Raw genomic sequence first — 17,957 nt, forward strand, 5'->3', positions numbered from 1 at the left:
CTTCAATCATCGCCATGCTCATTTCTGCTCGGGTATTGACCAATCCCCCGGAGCGGCGCACGATTCCGGTCACCGAAATGAAGAGTTTTGACGAGCTCTCCGAGCGGGTCCCGAACGAGAGGACGTTTCCGTGGACGACGACCGGCCCGATGTGGTGCTGACCGGGCTGCTCTTCTACGACCTCGTTCTCACGGGGCTCGGGAAGCCGCCGACACCGGGCGAGGAGATCTGGACCGGCGGCATGGGCTGCGGCCCGGGCGGCATCGCCAACCTGGCGGTGGCCGCCGCCCGCTTCGGTCTGCGCACCTCGCTTGCCACGGTGTTCGGCGACGACCTGTACGGCGAGTACTGCCGGGACGTCCTGCGCGACCAGGAGGGCATCGACCTCTCGCTCTCGCGCACCGCGGACGGCTGGCCCACCCCCGTCACCGTCTCCCTCGCCCACGACGGCGACCGCGCGCTCGTCACCCACGGCCAGGAGCCCCCGTACTCGCAGGACGCGCTGATGGGCGACCCGCCCGAGGCGCGCACGGCCCTCGTGCACATCGAGGCCGAGCCCCGCGAGTGGCTCGCCAAGGCCGCCGCGAACGGCACCCGCATCTACGCCGACGTCGGCTGGGACCCCACCCAGCAGTGGTCGGCCGACCTGCTCGACCAGCTCTCCCTGTGCCATGCCTTCCTCCCCAACGAGACCGAGGCCATGGCGTACACCCGCACCGACAGCGCGGTCGCGGCGCTCGGCACGCTCAGCGAGCTGGTGCCGGTGGCCGTGGTGACGCGCGGCGGTGACGGCGCTGTCGCCGTAGACCAGACGACCGGCGAGTACGCGGAAGTGCCCGCTCTGGACATCGATGTCCTGGACGCCACCGGCGCCGGGGACGTGTTCGGGGCGAGCTTCGTCGCGGCCTCGCTGGGCGGCTGGCCGCTGGAGGAACGGCTGCGCTTCGCCGTCCTCGCCGCCGGCCTGTCGGTCGGCCGGCACAGCGGTGCCCTGGCAGCCCCCGGCTGGTACGGCGTCGACCGCTGGTGGCGCTCCCTGACCGATCCCGGGCTGAAGCGGACGTACGGCTTCCTGGCGGACCGGCTCCCGGACGATCCGGGGCCGCCCGTCACGTACGCCCCCGTCACCCCGCCCGCACGGCAGCACTGACTTCCCCCCACGCACCTCATGCGAAGTCCCGAAAAGATCCGAAAGGCGGTGGGAGCTGTGCGGCTCTCACGAAGAGGCCTGCTCCGCGCGGGCCTGGCCGGTACGGCCGCCACGGCGCTCGGCGGCCTGGCGTCCGGCTGTGCCGTTCCGACCGGCTCGTCCGGCCGGAACATGGTCCTGTGGTACTGGAGCGGCGGCCTGAGCGACACGGTCGTCAAGAACGCCAAGGCGCGTTTCGGCAGCTCCGTGGAGCTCGACGCCATCCAGATCGGCGGCTACTACCGGTCGAAGCTGATCACCACGATGGCGGGCAACGCCCACATCCCCGACATCGCGGGGCTCAAGGGCGAGGACATGGCGTCCTACCTGCCGAACTCCGACCAGTTCGTGGACCTGCGGACACTAGGCGCCGACAAGCTCAAGAGCCGGTACCTGGACTGGAAGTGGCAGCAGGGCGTGGCCCCGGACGGCAGCCTCGTCGGCTTCCCGATCGACGTCGGCCCGGTCGTGCACTACTACCAGCCCGCCGTCTTCGAGAAGGCCGGGCTGGCCCACGAACCCGATGACGTGTCCCGGGAACTGGGCACCTGGGAGCAGTTCTTCGCGGCCGGCGAGCAGCTGAAGAAGCGGATACCCGGGACGTACATCCTGACCGACGTCGGCAGCGTCTTCGAGATGTCGATCGGCCAGAGCACCACCCGGTTCGTCGACAAGGACCGCAACTTCATCGGTGACGGCACCAACGTCCGCACCTGCTGGGAGCGGGCCGTGGAGGCGAAGCGGCGCGGGATCGTCTCGAACATCGTGACCGGCACGCCCGACTCGATCTCGGCGACCGAGAAGGGCAAGCTGCCGAGCCAGCTCAACGCCTCCTGGGCGGCCGGCGACCTCAAGCTCGCCTATCCGAAGACCAAGGGCAACTGGCGGGTGGCGGGCTGTCCCGGCGGACCTTCGAACGTCGGCGGCTCCTTCCTCGCGATCACGAAGGCGTGCCGGGAGCCCGAGCGGGCCTTCGAGATCATCACCTGGATGCTCGACGCGGACAACCAGGCACAGGGCTTCGTAGAGGCCGGCCTCTTCCCCTCGACCCCCGCGTCGTACGAGATGAGGAAGCTGCGCGAGCCGGACCCGTTCTTCGGCGACCAGATCACGATGGACGTCTTCGGACCGGCCGCGGAGAAGATCCCGGTCGCCTTCAACAGCCCCTACGACGTCGCCCTCGGGCAGCCGATCAGGGACGAGATCAAGAACGTCGGAGTCCTCGGCAAGGATCCGAAGAAGGCCTGGGAGGACGCCATGAGCAAGTGCCGGCGTATCGCCAAGCACCTGGGGGTGAGCATCTGATGGCCGTCATCGAGCAGACCCCGCCCGCGGTGAACCGGCCGCAGCCCTCAACGGCCGCGCCGAAGAAGGGCCTTCGGGGGCACTGGCACCTGTACGCCGCGATCTCCCCGTTCTACCTCCTCTTCCTCGCCTTCGGCCTGATCCCCGTCGGCTTCTCGCTCTACCTCTCCTTCCACCGCTGGGACGGCCTCGGCTCGATGGAGTGGGCGGGGCTCTCGCAATACCAGTACCTGCTGAGCGACAGCGACTTCTGGCAGTCGATCGGGAACACGATCGTCATCTGGGCGCTGGCCACCTTCCCCATGATCTTCCTGGCGATGGTGACGGCCGTGATGCTCAACTCGGCGGTCCGCTTCAAGAACGCCTACCGGTTCGCGTACTTCCTGCCGAACGTCACGTCCGTCGTCGCGATCGCGATCGTCTTCGGGTCGATCTTCTCCACCAACTTCGGCCTGGTGAACGCCCTGTTGCAGGCCGTGGGCCTGGACCAGGTGGCCTGGCTGAACACTCCGTGGGGCATCAAGGTCGCCATCGCCACGCTGATGACCTGGCAGTGGACCGGCTACAACGCGATCATCTTCCTCGCCGGTCTCCAGACCATCCCGAGCGATCTGTACGAGGCGGCCCGCATCGACGGCGCAGGGCCCGTGCAGACCTTCTTCCGGGTCACCCTGCCGCTGCTGCGGCCGACGCTGCTGTTCGTGCTCGTCGTCTCCACCGTCACCGGTCTGCAGAGCTTCTCCGAGCCGCAGGTGCTGCTCCAGACGACGGCCAACGAGTCGACGTTCTCGGGCGGCCCGGACCACGCCGGCCGGACGATGGTCCTCTACTTCTTCCAGCAGACCTTCGACAACAACGACTTCGGGTACGGCGCCGCCGTGGCGTGGGGCATCTTCCTGGTCGTCGTCCTCTTCTCGATCATCAACTGGCGCCTGGTGCAGCGCCGGGGCGAACAGTAGGAAGGCCGCGACATGGCATCCATCAAGGGCTCCGGACGCCGGGGCATCGCGCTGCACACGTCCCTGATCATCGGTGTGCTGCTGTCGGCGTTCCCGTTCTACTGGGCCGTCATCATGTCGACGCACACCTCGTCGGAGATCTTCTCGTACCCACCGAAGCTGCTGCCGGGCTCGCACTTCATGGAGAACGTCCGCAGCCTGTTCGACACGATCGACTTCTTCGGGTCGATGTGGAACTCGCTGCTGGTCGCGACGCTGGTGACCTTCCTGGTCCTGTTCTTCGACTCGCTGGCGGCCTTCGTCTTCGCCAAGTTCGACTTCCCCGGCAAGAACATGCTGTTCGCGCTGCTGATGCTGATCTTCATGGTGCCGGCCCAGATGTCGGCGATCCCACAGTTCGTGATCATGGCGAAGATCGGCTGGATCGGCTCGATGACCGCGCTGATCGTGCCGGCGGCGGCCAACGCGTTCGGCATCTTCTGGATGCGGCAGTACATGAGGAGCGCCATCCACGACGAACTGCTCGACGCCTCCAAGCTGGACGGCGCGAACTTCCTTCGCCAGTACTGGCACGTCGCGCTCCCGGTCGTCCGCCCCGGGCTCGCCTTCCTCGGCATCTTCACCTTCATGGGCCAGTGGAACGACTACGCCTGGCCCCTGATCGCCCTGACCAACCCGGACAACGTCACCCTCCAGGTCGCGCTGTCCCAGCTCAACGGCACCCACGGCACCACCGACTACGGCATGGTGATGACCGGCGCGGTCCTGGCCCTCATCCCGCTGCTGATCGTCTTCGCGATCGGTGCCCGCCAGATCATCGGCGACCTCGCGAAGGGGGCCGTCCGCGGATGAACGATCCGTCGGTCCCCGGCCCCCCGGCCGTCGATCCCCTGATCGCGCTGCGCCCCTGGGAGGCACCCGAGGTGACCTCCTGGGGGCGACTCCCCTTGAACGCCGTCGGCCGGCGCTCCGGAGGACTCCCCCTCGACGGCGACTGGCGCTTTCAGTTGCTGTCAGCTCCGGACGCGCCGGTCGGCGGTGCCTGGACCACCGCCCAGGTCCCCGGCGCCTGGACCCTCCAGGGCACGTCCGACCTGCCGCAGTACACCAACGTGGCGATGCCCTTCGCCGAGTTCCCGCCGCACTCCCCCGCCGCCAACCCGACGGGGGTGTACGAGCGTGAGGTGGACGTCCCCGCGCACTGGGCCGGACGCCGGATCGTGCTCCAGGTCGGGGCCGCCGAGAGCGTGCTGCTGGTCCACGTGGACGGGCGGCCCGCCGGCATCTCCAAGGACTCCCACCTGGCGGCCGAGTTCGATCTGACGGCACTGGTGCGGCCCGGCGCGCGGGCCACCGTACGGCTGACCGTGGTGAAGTGGTCCGACGCCTCGCACCTGGAGGACCAGGACCAGTGGTGGCACGGCGGGATCACCCGATCGGTGCTGCTGTACGCGACGGACCCGCTGCACCTCGCGGACGTCACCGTGCGGGCCGCGTACAGCGGTGAGCTGCGGGTGGACTGCCTGGTGCGGGACACGGGCGGTGCGCTGCCCGAAGGGTGGTACCTCACCGGCGACCTGGACGGGCAGCCGCTCGCGCAGGACGCGGAGTTCGACCGCGCGAACGCCGAGGACGAGCGGGTCTCCGACTTCCTCGGCGAGGCCCGGCTGCTGGCCGGCGTCGCCGATGTGCGCACCTGGAACGCGGAGACGCCGGAGCTGTACGGCCTGACCGTGCGCCTGCACCGCCGCGACGGCACCGTCGCCGACACCTCCCGCCACCGCATCGGCTTCCGGGACGTCGAGGTCGTCGGCCGGGACCTGCTCGTCAACGGGGAGCGGGTGTTCATACGGGGTGTCAACCGGCACGACTTCCACCCGCTGACCGGGCGGACGGTGTCGTACGACGACATGCGCGCCGATCTGGTCCTGCTGAAGCGCTTCGGCTTCAACGCCGTGCGCACCGCCCACTACCCGAACGACCCCGCCCTGTACGACCTCGCCGACGAACTCGGGCTCTACGTCGTCGACGAGGCGGACATCGAGTCCCACGACCACGCCCACGAGATCGCCGACGACCCGCGCTATCTGAACGCCTTCGTCGACCGTGTCTCGCGCATGGTGCTGCGCGACAAGAACCATCCGTCGGTCATCGTCTGGTCGCTGGGCAACGAGTCCGACTACGGCGCCAACCACGACGCTGCGGCGGGCTGGCTGCGCCGCCACGACCCGACGCGGCCTCTCCAGTACGAGGGCGCCGCCAAGCTCGGCTGGGCGGACCCCGACGTCGCCTCCGACATCGCGTGCCCGATGTACGCCTCGCTGGAGGCCTGCCTCGCCCACGCGCTCTCCGGAAAGCAGACCAAGCCGCTCATCCAGTGCGAGTACTCGCACGCCATGGGCAACAGCAACGGCACACTGGCGGACCACTGGGCTGCCATCGAGGCAACCCCGGGTCTTCAGGGCGGGTTCATCTGGGAGTTCTGGGACCACGGAATTCTTCAGTGCGTGAGCGACGGAAGACCGGCCGGGCGTGGGGGCGCCGGCCTCTACGACAACGGTGTCGCCGCGCCCGGTCACCGCTGGGCGTACGGCGGTGACTTCGGCGAGTCCATCCACGACGGCGCGTTCATCGCGGACGGCGTGGTGTTCCCCGACCGCACGCCCAAGCCCGCGATGTACGAGCACCGGGAGATCTCGGCGCCGCTGCGCATCGAGTGCTTCCGGCACGAGGGCATCGTGCTCGGCAACCACCAGCACTTCCGCGGCCTGGACTGGCTCGCCGGCGAGTGGCACCTCGACCTCGCCGACGGCACGACGCTGACCGCGCCGGCCGTGCTGCCGAATCTGTGCCCGGGCGAGACGGCGGCCGTGCCGCTGCCCTTCGAGGTGCCGCGCGACGGCGGCGAGGCCTGGCTGACGCTGCGGGTGACCGTGGCCGAGGACCAGCCGTGGGCGCCGCGGGGCACCGTGGTGTGCGTGCCGCAGGTGCGGCTGCGCGGCCCTGCCGTCGCCGAGGTCCCTCCCGTGGAGGGCCGGATCGAGGTCGACGGCGAGGGGCTCCTCGTCCACCCGCTGCTGACGGCCGCGCCCACCCTGTCGCTGTGGCGGGCGCCCACCGACAACGACGAACTCGGCGGCATGGCGCGGCGCTGGCGGAGCTGGGGACTCGACACGCTGGTGCGCAAGGCGGTGTCGGTGAGCGAGGACTCCGGCCGGGTGACGGTGGAGGCCGAGTACGCGGGCACGACCGGTGTCGTACGGCACCGGCAGGTGCTCACGCCCGTCGAGGGCGGCGTCCGGGTCGAGGAGGAGGCCGAGCTGCCGGAGGCGTTCGACGACGTCGCCCGGGTCGGCACGGTCTTCGAGACGGTCGCCGGGCTCGACCTGCTGGACTGGTTCGGGCAGGGGCCCTGGGAGTCGTACCCGGACCGCAGCGCGGGCGCGCCCGTCGGCCATCACTCCGTCCCCGTCGAGGAGTTGTTCACGCCCTACCTGCGGCCGCAGGAGAGCGGCGGCCGGCACGGCGTACGGCGGTTCACGCTGTCGGCGCCGGACGCCGGCGGCCTCGCCGTCACCCTGGACGAACCCCGTCAGATCTCGGTGACCCACTACCGCGCGGAGGACCTCGCCTCGGCGGGGCACCACGACGAGCTGGTCCCGCGGCCCGGCTGCGTGGTGCACATCGACGCCGCGCACCGCGGCCTGGGCACCGCGTCCTGCGGGCCCGACACCTCACCCTCCTATCTCGTCGCCCCGGGCGTCCATCGCTGGAGCTGGACCCTGCGCGCGCTCTGAACCTCCCACGCCCTTCACCGTCATTCCTCTACGGATCTTCTTTTCCCACGGATCTTCCTACGGAGCACACGTGTGTACTTCGCATGACCAGGAACAGGGCGAGGCCCCTCAGGCCGGTGCCGGCAGACGCGGTTTCCTGCGCGCCACCGCGCTGCTCGGCGCCGCGGCCACGGCGGGGGTCGCCCTGCCGGGCGTGGCCGAGGCATCGCCGGCGGCGGCGACGGCCGGGTGGCGTCCCGACGCCGACAGCCGCTTCACGCTGGCCGTGATGCCCGACACCCAGTACCTCTTCGACGGGCCGAGCATCAACTCCGCGCCCGTCGAGGCGTCCCTGCGGTATCTGCTGGAGCACGGCCGCAAGGACAACGTCGTCTTCCTGTCCCACCTCGGCGACCTCACCGAGAACGGGGCGAAGGAGGAGTTCGCGGCGATCGGGAAGGCGTTCGAGCTGCTCGACCGGCGTGGTGTCGGCTACAGCGTCCTCGCCGGCAACCACGACGTGAGGTCGTCCACGAACGACCAGCGCGGTGCGACGCCGTACCTGGACACGTTCGGCCCGCGGCGGTTCCAGGGCAGGCCGACGTTCGGCGGGGCCTCTTCGGACGGCTACAACACCTACCACCTGTTCCGGGCCGCCGGCCGCGAGTGGATGGTGCTCGCGCTGGACTGGCGGCTGTCGGCGCAGGGTTACGCCTGGGCGAAGGACGTCCTTGCCCGGCACCCGAAGACGCCCGTCATCCTCACCACCCACGAACTGGTCGTCGACGACGACGCGTTGTCGTCCTACGGGCAGCAGCTGTGGGACCGGCTGATCAAGGACCACGACCAGATCTTCCTGACGCTGAACGGTCACTACTGGCCCGCGGGCCGGGCCGTCCGCACGAACGCGGCGGGCAACGACGTCCACCTGCACCTCACGAACTACCAGAACCGCTACTTCGGCGGCGCGGCGATGATCCGCCTCTACCACTTCGACCTGGACCGCGACGTGATCGACGTCGAGACGGTCTCCCCGTGGATCCTGGGCCGCGCCGCGAAGGGCCTGAACGAGCTGGAGCGGCAGGAGATCGAACTCAGCGGCGACGCCGACCGGTTCTCCGTCGGCATCGACTTCGCGGACCGCTTCGCCGGCTTCGACCCGGTGCCGGTCCGCCCGGCGCGTCCCGCGTCGAAGATGCTGATCCGGGGCACGGCCGCCTACTGGCGCTTCGACTCCCCCGTCTCCGGCACCGTCCGCGACCTGTCCGGCCGCGGCAACGACCTCGCCGTGGTCTCCGTCGGCGGCGGCACGCTCGGCTGGTCGGCCGACCACCACCCCGACCAGCCCGGCCACGGCAGCCTGGAGTTCACCGGCTTCAAGTCCCCGCTGAAGGGCGCGTACCTGCGCACGGTCGACGGCGCCCCGCTCAACTCGGCCACCTTCCGCGACGGCTACACCGTCGAGGCCTTCTACCGGGTGCCCGCCGACTGGGACGCCTCGCACAACGCGTGGGCCGGCCTGGTCGGCCGTACGGGCACCGGCGGCGCCGCAGGCAAGACCGAGGGCGACCCCGACGAGCCGCTCGCCACGCTCTCCCTGTCCGACGGGCCCGGCCCGCAGTGGGCGGTCCGGCCGCTCAACCAGCAGGGCATCGCCACCAACTGGGGCGACGAGACCGCGCGGGAGAAGTGGTGGCACGTCGCCGTCGTCAACGACGGCCGGCACACCACGATGTATGTCCAGGGCTCCCCGGTGGCCCGCAATCCGCACGCCACCGCGATCGGCCTCACCTCGGTCGGCCTGCCCTGGCTGCTCGGCGGCTACGAGTACGGCGGCAGCATCGACCAGATCCTGTACGGCCGTCTCGGCGACGTCCGGATCGTCGAACGGGCGCTGCCCGTCACCTCCTTCATGACCCACTGACGCCCCTTTCGAGGATCACCATGACCGAGCAGCAGCTCCCCGCCTGGGCGGACCCGTCCGTCTCCCCCGCCGACCTCGATCCGCAGGGCGTGTCCCGGCGCGGCCTCCTGCGCGGCGCGGGCCTCTTCGGCGCCGCCTTCGCCCTGGGCACGGCGACCCCGGCGCTGGCGGCCGACAACCGGCGCCTCGGGGGCGACGACCCCCGCCTCGCCTACCTCGTCGGCGACCACCACGTCCACAGCGTCTACAGTCACGACGCCAAGTACACGTTCTCCCAACTGGCCGCAGCCGGCGCCGAGTACGGCCTCGACTGGATGGTGTTCACCGAGCACTCCAACTTCGGGCACGCCCGGTTCGGCGCCGCGCTGGAGCACCGGGAGGTCCTCCGGGCCCGCGCCGAGAACCCGCGCCAGCTGATCTTCCAGGGCCTGGAGTGGTACATCCCGGCCGCCGAGCACTGCACGGTCTTCACGGCACCCGGCCGCCACGAGGTCGACCTGCTCACCCGGTTCGAGAGCGCCTACGACGGCAAGCTGCTCGGTTACACCGAGGGCGCCCCGGGTGCTGCGGACACGGCCCGCAACGAGGCCCACGCCGTCAAGGCCATCAAGTGGCTGGCCGAGCAGCGCCGTACGGGCTACGTCGACGACGTCCTCGTCCTCGCCAACCACCCGCTGCGCCTCGGCATCGACTCCCCGCACGAGATGCGCAACTGGCGGGACGCGGCCCCCGAGATCATGATCGGCATGGAGGGCGCGCCCGGCGCCCAGGGCGCGGCGATCCCAGGCTGGCGCGGGGCGACGTCGATGCGCGGCGAGTACGAGAACAAGCCGTCGGCGCAGTCCTGGCCGGGCTACCCGGCGGAGGCCTACCTCACGTACGGCGGCTTCGACTGGGCGACCGCGACGGTCGGCGGCCTGTGGGACTCGATGCTGGCCGAGGGCAGGCTGTTCTCGATCACCACGAACTCCGACGCCCACCGCATCGTCTTCGACACCTGGAAGAACGGTGACTGGCCGGCGGGCCAGAACTTCGACAACACCGGCAAGCTCCCCGACCCGGTGAACACCACCGCCCCGCAGCCGGGCAGCGACTTCTGGCCGGGCCAGTTCAGCCGCACCCACGTCGGTGTGACCCGCTACGGCTACCGCGCGGTGATGGCGGGCCTGCGCGCGGGCCGGGTCTGGCTGGACCACGGGCACCTGCTGGACGGCCTCGACGTACGCCTCAAGCGGGACTGCGACCACGGCCGCGGTGTCACGCTGGGCGGCCGCCTGCGCGTGCGCAAGGGCGAGAAGCTCACGCTGAACGTAACCGTGACGACGGCCTCTCGCCCCAACCCGCAGGGGATCCTGCCGGAGTTGGCGCACGTCGACGTCATCCGCGGGTCGGTCCGCGGCCCGGCGGCGGACCGCGACGCCTGGCAGGCCCCCGACACCAAGGTGGTGTCCACGACGGACGTGTCCGGCCGCAAGGGCACCTACACGCTCCGCATCCCCCTCACCGCAGGCGACAAGCCCTTCTACGTCCGGCTGCGCGGCAGCGACGGCAACCGCCACGGCGCCGGCTACCTCGGCGCCTCGGTCGACCCGCACGGGCCGATCCCGCACGTGCCCGGTGACGGTGACCCGTGGACGGATACGTGGTTCTATTCGAACCCCGTATTCGTCGACGTGGCAGGAGCCTGATGAGACGTCATCTCGTCACCCCCGTTTGCTTATCGGTTGCCCTCGCACTCGGCGCGGGCACCGCGTCCGCGGCCGGTGACCCGCAGTGGGCCGAGACCGGTACGGCGTACACCGACACCCTGGGCGGCGGGCAGGGCCTCGCGACCCGCGCGGACGGTTCACTCCTGTACCGGGGCCTGGCCGACATCCCGCTGGGCCTGCGCATCAAGGGCTGGAACCACATCGGCGACCCCGACATCGCCGGCGGCCACACCTTCGACGCCTACCAGGGCCCGGACACCGCCACGTCCAAGATGTTCGCGGTGACGACCCCGTCCGGGAAGCGCTACGAGTACGTCCATCAGCTCAACCCGGGCGAGAAGCTCAACAACTCCTTCGCCACGATCTCGCCCGACGGCCAGTGGCTGATCTCGGGCGAGTGGGGCGAGCAGCGACGCCTCCAGGTCTTCCCCGCTCCCCTCCTCAACCCGTCCACCCCCCAGGCGGGCGGCGACCTGAAGGAGGCCTGGCAGATCACCCTGGACAAGCCGGTGCGCGACATCCAGGGCTGCGACTTCGTCTCCGACACCCGCCTCCTGTGCGCCTCGAACGACGCCACCACCACCCTCTTCCCCGAACCCCACCCCCTCCTCCAGGTCGACCTCCCCCACAAGGTCGACGGCGGGCCGATCACCGGCACGGTGAAGTCCCTGCTCGCCCTCCCCCAACGGAGCGTGTGCAAGGGGACGTTCGAGACGGAGGGCATCGATTACGACGTGAACAGCGGGGCCCTGCGGGTGGAGATGATTCCACCGGGGGTTTGTGCTGTGGGGACGGCTGTGTACTCGTACCGGCGGGTCGGGGACTGATTGACGGGGGTGCTGCGACGCTGCGCGGTCGCTGCGCCCCCGCCTCCACTCGACACCGGTCACACGGCCGGCGGCTCCAGGTCCCGGTGGATGCGTTTGCCCTCGCGGACGCTCACCGTGTGCGGATGATTCTCCCCGAGCATCCGGGCGAACTCGGCGTGGCTGCTCTCCTGGAGCTGGTCGGCCTCGGGGATACGGCCCAGTGACCGCAGGGTCACGCCCAGGTTGGCGCGCGAGACGATGGTGTCCGGGTGCTCGTGGCCGAGGGTCGGCTGGAAGCCGGCGACGGCAAGGCGCTCCAGCTCCTCCGCCTGGCGCAGTTCGTTCAGCTCCGCCAGCACGTTGGCGAGGTTGACCGCGCAGGCGAGCGTGTAGGGGTGACGGTCACCGAGCGCGTCGCGCAGGGTGTCGAAGTTCTTCTCCAGCAACGCCCGTGCCCTGCTCACCTCGCCGGAACCACGCAGGAAGATCCCGAGGTTGTTGACGGCGGCGAGCGTCGCGGGATGCCGCTCGCCGGGTGCCGTGCGGTACTGCCGCACGATCTCCCGCGTCAGCGAAAGAGCCTCCTCGCGCGCCCCGGTGGCGTACAGGTCGGTGGCGTAGTTCAGGTTGCAGTCCAGCACGTCGGGGGTGGACGCGGGCGTATCGCGCACCCGGTAGTGCTCCCGGGTCTGGTGGGTGAGTGCCCGCGCCTCGTCCACGCGCCCTGCCTTGCGCAGCGACACGGCGAGGCTCTTGGCGTTCCGCAGCGTCTCCGGATACATGTCGCCGAACAACTGCTTGTAGGCCTCGTAACTGCTGCTCAGCATCGAGATGGACGGCTCGTACTGACCCGTCTCACGCAGGTCGCGCCCAAGGTTGGTGATGCTGATCAGGGTGTGCGGGTGCCCGGCGCCGAGGTCGTTGCGCCGCAGGTCGTAGATCTCCTGGTCGACGTTCAGGGCCTCGGTGTACCGGCCGAGGAGTCTGAGGCACACGGCGCGGTTGTTGTTGGCGGCGAGGGTGCGCGGGTGGTCCTCCCCGAAGTTCTCCTTGAAGCCGTTGTACGCCTCGGTGGCCAGCTCCAGGGCGTCCTCGAACCGGCCGATGCTGCCCAGGTCGGTGGCCAAGCCGCTGGCCGTCATCAGGATGTGCGGATGGCCGGTCGTCAGCAGGGCGCGCTGCTGGGTGAGGGTGGCGGAGCCCAGTTCCTCCGCCTCCACGTACTTGCCCAGGGAGCGCAGCACGTTGGCCGTGTGGAACCTCAGGTGCAGCAACTGGGTCTGGAGTTCCGTGGCGTACCGCTCCTCCTCGGCGAGCGTGCGCGGAGCCCGCGGGTCGACCGTGCCGGTGGGCGCGGGCGTCGGTGTCTGCCCGGCCCGCTCCCGCTTTCCGAGTTCGGCGATCCGGGCCTGGCTGTCGGTCAGTTGGCGGTCCCACAGCTTGCGCAGTCCCGCGGCGAAGGCGAGCGCGGCGTTCAGGTCGCCGCGCTTCCACAGGTAGCGGACACGGTCTATGAGCAGTTGCCGGGTCTTGGGCTCGTCGCAGGTGCTGGCCTCGGAGGCTTCCAGGTGCGGCCAGATCGCGGCGAAGGTGGGCTGGTTCTCCACGTCGTCGATGGGCTCCTCGCCCGACGGCCGGGCGCCGGCCAGGATGCGGTGCACGACATGCTGGGCGTCCTCCTGCTCCCGGGGCGTGAGCTGGGAGCGGATCACGGCCTGCACCAGCCGGTGCACCTGGATCGACTCGGTTGCCCGGTCCACCTTGGCGAGCGCGAACCGGCCGATCTCTCGGATCACCCGGCCGAGCACCATCTTCTCCTGGAGCGAGGGGTCCTTCTCGGCCAGGACGCTCGTCATCTCGTCGCCGTAGAGCAGCTTCATCGAGATCGGCTCGGCGGCGAAGAAGGCGCACAGCTGGAGCAGGCGTACGGCGGCCGGTGAGCGTTCCTTGAGTCGCTCGATGGAGACGTTCCAGGTGGCACCGACCGGCTCGGGGTAGTTCGCGGGCTGGCTGAGCGACAGGACCCGCTCGGCCTGCTGCTCCAACTCGACGAGGTAGGTGTCGACGGGCGTGCCCGTCTCGGCGAGCCAGGCTCCGGCCTGGTCGAGGGCGAGTGGCAGGTCACCGACGGCTGAGGCGACCCGGTCGGCGTCCTCCGTGGTGAGGCCGGCGGCCCGCCGCAGCAGGTGCTCGATGCTCTCCTCGCGCAGGAACGGGTCGATCTCCAGGGCCTCGCCGAACTGCAGCCAGGTCTGGTTGCGGGAAGTGACCAGCACATGGCCGGCGCCGCCGGGGAAGTGCTTGCTCACCTCCTCGGGCTCGTCGGCGTTGTCGAACACCAGCAGCCAGCGCAGCGTCGAGGACGACTGGCGCAGATGGTCGCGGACCTCCTGCGCGGCCTGGGCGGCGTCGTCGCCGACCCGCAGCCCCAGCCTGCGCGCGAGGTCGGTGAGGGAGGAGACCACGAGCTCGCTCTGCTCGGAGGGTATCCACCACACCAGGTCGTAGTCGGCGGCGAACCGGTGCACGTACTCCAGCGCGATCTGCGTCTTGCCGACGCCGCCCAGGCCGTAAAGGGCGCACGGAGCAGTGGAGCCGCCCGAGTTGCTGCTGCCGAGTCCGTCGCGGAGTGTCTCCAGCAGCGCGCTGCGGCCGGTGAAGGAGGAGTTGCGCGGCGAGACGTTCCAGAACTTGGGCACCGTGTCCGGGAAGCGGGCGTCCCTGAGCGCCGCCTCGTCGGTCAGATCGGCGGGCAGCGGCGGCTTGCCCAGGGCCCGCAGCAGGGCGGAGGCGGCGCTCTTCTCGCTGGTGCGCACCAGGTCGACCGAGGGCCGCTCGGCGAACGTGGGCGCCGGGCGCAGGTCACCGACCCGGACGGCGACCACCTGGCGCCGCCCCGAGAGGTCACCGCCGGTGGCCGCGTCCCACACCTGACGGGCCCGCGCCGAGCGCTGGAAGGCCGGGGAGAGGACGAAGACGGTCCGGTCGGCGGGCTTCTCGGCGCCGTCCCCCTCACAACCCACGTACTTGCGCGACACCTTGAACCCGGCCCGGGACAGCAGGAAGGTGATCCAGTCGGCCCACATGCGGTCCTCGGACACATAGCTGAGGTGCAGGTCGGCCGGGAGCGCGAGCCGGGGGCGGGTGAACTTCGCCGTGACGCTCTCCCGCATCTCCTCGGGCATGCGGGGCAGGCCGATGACGGCCTGGTCGCTGATCACGCCGGTGAGCCGCTCGAAGGCGGCGAGCAGGGATGTCGCGTTGCCGGCCTCGTCGCCGAACGTGGCCAGCGTCTCCTCGTAGGCGTAGTACGGCCGGTAGGGCACTTCCACGGACCCCCAGTAGCCGGTGAGTTCGTCCTCGCTCATACCTGAGGGGAACCCGTCGAACTTGGCGCGGGCCAGCGCCCGCCCGGCGTCCGCCTTCTCCTTCTCGCCCTCGTCGATGCGCATGGGGACGGGCAGGATGCGGATACGGCGGCGCCGGAACCGGTCACGGATGTCGTGGGCGACGGCTGAGGCGCCGTCTATGCTCTGCCCGCTCAGGGTGAAGCAGTCGACCAGGACGTCGGGAAGATGGGCGGTGCAGACGTCGGCTATGTCGGACAGACCGGTCCGGCTGTCGATGAGGACGTAGTCGTAGTTCTGACGCATGTCCTCGCGTAAGGCGTCGAAGAAGAGTCCGCCACCCAGCTCGTCGTAGAAGTGGTCCCAGTCGAAGGTGCCGACCAGTGCCGAGTAGTCGCGGTCCTGACGGCCCGCGGAGACCAGGTCGAGGGTGCCGGGCTCCGGGAACGACCAGTCCAGGGAGACCGCGTGGCGCTGGATACGGGCGTAGTGCAGATGCCAGTCCGCCGGCCGCTCCCCGGCGTCACCGGCGTCCCCCTCGCCCGTGGCCGCCCAGGCGTACTCCTTGAGCATGTCGATGACGCCGGTGGTGGCACCGATCGTCGCGGGATCCAGAAACGGGTGGAAGAAGCGGTGCAGGCCCGGCGCCTCGAGGTCCCAGTCCACGGCGAGGACACGCTTGCCGTTGGCGGCCAGGATCCAGGCCACGTTGGCGAGGGCCATGGTCCGGCCGGTGCCGCCCTTGTACGAGTAGAACGTGACGATGCGGCCTGCCCGGCCGTTCTGTTCGTCACGGCTGCCCATCGCGATCCCCCGATCCCGCCCCGCCCCGTTCCCCAACCGAGCGGTGGACACTCAGTGTAGGCACCGCACGGCATTGCGCGACGGTTGTTGGAACAAGGCGGGTTGTTTCCGGTGGACGCCGGGATGCCGGGGTTCAGTTGACGGCCTGGCGAGCGTTCAGGCGTAGAACCGCGACAGACTCTGCAAGACGGCCGCCGGCTTCTGTGCGCCCTCGATCTCTATCGTCCCGTCCACGGCGACCTGCACCCCACCCGGCACCTCCTCGACCTCTGCAAGTCGACCGACCAGCCGTATCCGCGACCCGACCTTCACCGGGGACGGGAAACGCACCTTGTTCAGGCCGTAGTTGACCTTCGTGGTCACCCCCTGGACGTCCAACAGCCCTGTGAACAAAGGGATGAAGAGCGACAGGGTCAGGTAGCCGTGGGCGATGGGGGTGCCGAAGGGGCCCTCGGTGGCGCGGTCCGGGTCCACGTGGATCCACTGGTGGTCGTCCGTCGCGTCGGCGAACGTGTTGATGCGGGACTGGGTGATCTCGATCCAGTCGCTCGTGCCGAGGTCGGTGCCGGAGAGCTTCTTCAGTTCTTCGAGGCCGTTGACGGTGATGGTCATGCGGGTGCGTTCCTTACTGGTTGCCGTAGCGCGTACGGACTCGGGACTTGAGGAGTTTTCCGGAGGCGGTGCGCGGGAGTTCGTCCGCGAGGACGAGCGACTTGGGGATCTTGTACTTCGCCAGGCGGCCGGACAGTGAGGCGAGTACCTCGTCGGGGTCCAGGGCCGCGCCCTCGCGCGGGACGACCACCGCGCGGGGGACCTCGCCCCACTTGTCGTCCGGTACGCCGATGACGGCGCATTCGACGATGTCGGGGTGGGTGAGCAGGATGTCCTCGATCTCGGCGGGGTAGATGTTCTCGCCGCCCGAGATGATCATGTCCTTGATGCGGTCGACCACGAAGACATAGCCGTCCTCGTCGACGCGCGCCGCGTCCCCGCTGCGGAACCAGCCGTCGGCGAAAGTCGCGGCGGTCTCCTCGGGCAGGCCCCAGTAGCCGGGCATGACGTGCGGGCCGCGGACCACGATCTCGCCGGGTTCGTCGGTGTCGACGGGAGTCAGGTCCGGCCGTACCACCCGTACGTCGCTGAAGAAGTGCGGTACGCCCGCCGAACCCGCCTTGGTGATCGCGTGTTCGGCGTCCAGGAACAGGGTCCCGGGTGCGGCCTCCGTCATGCCGTAGCCCTGGAGGAAGGTCAGGCCGCGTTCCTGGTAGGCGGCGATGAGCGGTGTCGGGACCGGGGAACCGCCGCAGGTCAGGATGCGCAGGGACGACAGGTCCGCGGCCGGCCAGCGGGGGTGGCGGGACAGCTGGTCGAACATCGTCGGGACGCCGAACATGAAGGTGATGCGGTGCCGGGCGATCAGGTCGAAGGTGGCGTCCGGGTCGAATGCCTGGACGAGGACGCAGGTGCCGCCCTTGAGGAGGACGGGGAGGGTCAGCATGTTCAGGCCCGCCGTGTGGAACAACGGGGCCGAGACCAGGGCGCGTTCGTCGGCGATCAGGTCGGTGTCGACGAGGACGTTGAGTGCGTTCCAGGTGATGTTGCCGTGGGTGAGCATGGCGCCCTTGGGGCGGCCGGTCGTCCCCGAGGTGTACATGATGATGCAGGTGTCGTCGGGGGTGACGGGGGCGTCGATCGGCTCGTCGGTGGACGAGGCGAGGATCTCCTCGTAGTCCGGGCCCGTTTCCAGGTAGGTACGGACGTCGGTGTGGCCCGGGAGGCCCGCGACCAGTCCGGCGTGCGACGGGGCATGGAGCAGGGCCTTGGCTCCGGAGTCGGCCAGTTGGTAGGCGATCTCGGGGCCGGCCAGGCGGGTGTTGAGGGGGACGAAGACCGCGCCCAGCGTGCCGGCGGCGAAGAGGGTCTCCAGGTAGGACGGGTGGTTCGGGCCCAGGTACGCGACGCGGTCGCCGCGGCGGACACCGCGTTCGCGCAGGGCGTGGGCCAGTCGGGTGGTGCGCTCGTGCAGGGCGGCGTACGACGTCGGTGTCCCGCCGTGGATCAGGGCGGTGCGGTGGGGTGTCTTGCGGGCCCGGCGTGCGGGCCACGACCCCAGTCCCTCGTTGCGCATGTCACGC

11 protein-coding genes are annotated in these 17,957 nt (G+C 70.2%); 8 read left to right on the plus strand and 3 right to left on the minus strand.

The genetic code is table 11. The features are described from left to right. Positions 1 to 130 precede the first annotated feature (130 nt). From CP983_RS07090 to CP983_RS07125, 8 genes are all read left to right on the plus strand, one after another. Positions 131 to 1,150 carry a carbohydrate kinase family protein gene (locus tag CP983_RS07090; protein WP_150498967.1) on the plus strand — a complete coding sequence of 340 codons (1,020 nt, stop codon included), beginning with the start codon at positions 131 to 133 and terminating at the stop codon, positions 1,148 to 1,150. A gap of 57 nt (positions 1,151 to 1,207) precedes the next feature. Then, a complete protein-coding gene (locus CP983_RS07095; RefSeq protein ID WP_150498968.1) occupies positions 1,208 to 2,494 on the plus strand; it encodes an extracellular solute-binding protein in 1,287 nt (428 codons plus the stop codon). Further along, a complete protein-coding gene (locus CP983_RS07100) occupies positions 2,494 to 3,453 on the plus strand; it encodes a carbohydrate ABC transporter permease (protein ID WP_150498969.1) in 960 nt (319 codons plus the stop codon). Before CP983_RS07095 ends, CP983_RS07100 begins: the two co-directional genes overlap by 1 nt. A gap of 12 nt (positions 3,454 to 3,465) precedes the next feature. After that, positions 3,466 to 4,305 (plus strand): carbohydrate ABC transporter permease, encoded by an 840-nt coding sequence (locus CP983_RS07105; protein WP_150498970.1) that lies wholly within the window; start codon positions 3,466 to 3,468, stop codon positions 4,303 to 4,305. Beyond that, entirely contained in the window at positions 4,302 to 7,250 is a 2,949-nt protein-coding gene (locus CP983_RS07110; protein WP_150498971.1) for a glycoside hydrolase family 2 TIM barrel-domain containing protein, read from the plus strand. Before CP983_RS07105 ends, CP983_RS07110 begins: the two co-directional genes overlap by 4 nt. A 70-nt stretch (positions 7,251 to 7,320) precedes the next feature. Further along, the gene (locus tag CP983_RS07115; protein ID WP_150498972.1) at positions 7,321 to 9,153 is read left to right on the plus strand and encodes a LamG-like jellyroll fold domain-containing protein; all 1,833 of its coding nucleotides are present in this window, start codon (positions 7,321 to 7,323) and stop codon (positions 9,151 to 9,153) included. A 20-nt stretch (positions 9,154 to 9,173) separates the two neighbouring features. Further along, positions 9,174 to 10,841, plus strand: a complete 1,668-nt coding sequence (locus tag CP983_RS07120; RefSeq protein ID WP_150498973.1) for a PHP domain-containing protein — start codon at positions 9,174 to 9,176, stop codon at positions 10,839 to 10,841. After that, entirely contained in the window at positions 10,841 to 11,689 is an 849-nt protein-coding gene (locus tag CP983_RS07125; protein ID WP_150498974.1) for a hypothetical protein, read from the plus strand. Before CP983_RS07120 ends, CP983_RS07125 begins: the two co-directional genes overlap by 1 nt. Positions 11,690 to 11,748: 59 nt before the next feature. Here the strand turns inward: CP983_RS07125 and fxsT are convergent, their stop codons facing one another. The 3 genes from fxsT to menE form a co-directional block, all read right to left on the minus strand. Beyond that, positions 11,749 to 15,822, minus strand: coding sequence for an FxSxx-COOH system tetratricopeptide repeat protein (gene fxsT / locus CP983_RS07130; RefSeq protein WP_150498975.1), 4,074 nt, complete (start codon positions 15,820 to 15,822; stop codon positions 11,749 to 11,751). Positions 15,823 to 15,978: 156 nt separating this feature from the next. Further along, on the minus strand, positions 15,979 to 16,434 hold the full coding sequence (locus CP983_RS07135) for a MaoC family dehydratase (protein ID WP_150498976.1): 456 nt from the start codon (positions 16,432 to 16,434) through the stop codon (positions 15,979 to 15,981). Positions 16,435 to 16,447: 13 nt separating this feature from the next. After that, positions 16,448 to 17,950, minus strand: a complete 1,503-nt coding sequence (menE, locus tag CP983_RS07140; protein ID WP_150498977.1) for an o-succinylbenzoate--CoA ligase — start codon at positions 17,948 to 17,950, stop codon at positions 16,448 to 16,450. Positions 17,951 to 17,957 lie beyond the last annotated feature (7 nt).

Source organism: Streptomyces chartreusis, assembly GCF_008704715.1.
Lineage (GTDB): Bacteria > Actinomycetota > Actinomycetes > Streptomycetales > Streptomycetaceae > Streptomyces > Streptomyces chartreusis.

Bases quoted from the DNA above. Each gene is read 5' to 3' on its own strand.
- CP983_RS07100 (WP_150498969.1), top strand. From the start codon at position 2,494: ATGGCCGTCATCGAGCAGACCCCGCCCGCGGTGAACCGGCCGCAGCCC.
- CP983_RS07105 (WP_150498970.1), top strand. From the start codon at position 3,466: ATGGCATCCATCAAGGGCTCCGGACGCCGGGGCATCGCGCTGCACACG.
- CP983_RS07110 (WP_150498971.1), top strand. From the start codon at position 4,302: ATGAACGATCCGTCGGTCCCCGGCCCCCCGGCCGTCGATCCCCTGATC.
- CP983_RS07120 (WP_150498973.1), top strand. From the start codon at position 9,174: ATGACCGAGCAGCAGCTCCCCGCCTGGGCGGACCCGTCCGTCTCCCCC.
- CP983_RS07125 (WP_150498974.1), top strand. From the start codon at position 10,841: ATGAGACGTCATCTCGTCACCCCCGTTTGCTTATCGGTTGCCCTCGCA.
- fxsT (WP_150498975.1), bottom strand. From the start codon at position 15,822: ATGGGCAGCCGTGACGAACAGAACGGCCGGGCAGGCCGCATCGTCACG.
- CP983_RS07135 (WP_150498976.1), bottom strand. From the start codon at position 16,434: ATGACCATCACCGTCAACGGCCTCGAAGAACTGAAGAAGCTCTCCGGC.
- menE (WP_150498977.1), bottom strand. From the start codon at position 17,950: ATGCGCAACGAGGGACTGGGGTCGTGGCCCGCACGCCGGGCCCGCAAG.